The organism is Microbacterium sp. K41, from assembly GCF_004794395.1.
GTDB lineage: Bacteria > Actinomycetota > Actinomycetes > Actinomycetales > Microbacteriaceae > Microbacterium > Microbacterium sufflavum.
Window position 1 is genome coordinate 1 of sequence record NZ_SSDO01000318.1, and the last position, 409, is coordinate 409.

1 pseudogene is annotated in these 409 nt (G+C 77.0%); it reads left to right on the forward strand.

Annotation, left to right across the window (positions count from 1 at the left end):
• Positions 1 to 409: pseudogene (locus tag DW309_RS09275) on the forward strand (ABC transporter); the annotation flags it as partial.

The window sequence follows — 409 nt, forward strand, 5'->3', positions numbered from 1 at the left end:
CACCCTCGCTCGCGCAGGGACTCATCGGCGCGGCCGACGGTGCCGCGCGCGTCACGGCCGGGGTCAACGCCATCGCCAACGGCGACCCCGCACTCGGCTGGCCAGGAACGGTCGCCCTGGTCGCCCCGGAGGGTGCCCCCGCGCTCGTCGCCGGCACGCAGGCGCTCCAGGCCGGAACCGCCCAGCTCAGCGCCGGAGCCACGAAGCTCACGCAGGGCCTCGGCACGCTCTCGACCGGTGCCTCCACGCTGCACGCCGGCACCGTGCGACTCGACGACGGCGCCGGCCGGCTCGACGAGGGCGCCAGCACCCTGGCCACCGGCATCGGCACGCTGCAGTCCGGCGCGAGTGCCCTCCACACGGGCATGGGCGAGCTGAGCGCCGGAGCCGACGCGGTCGCGGACGGATC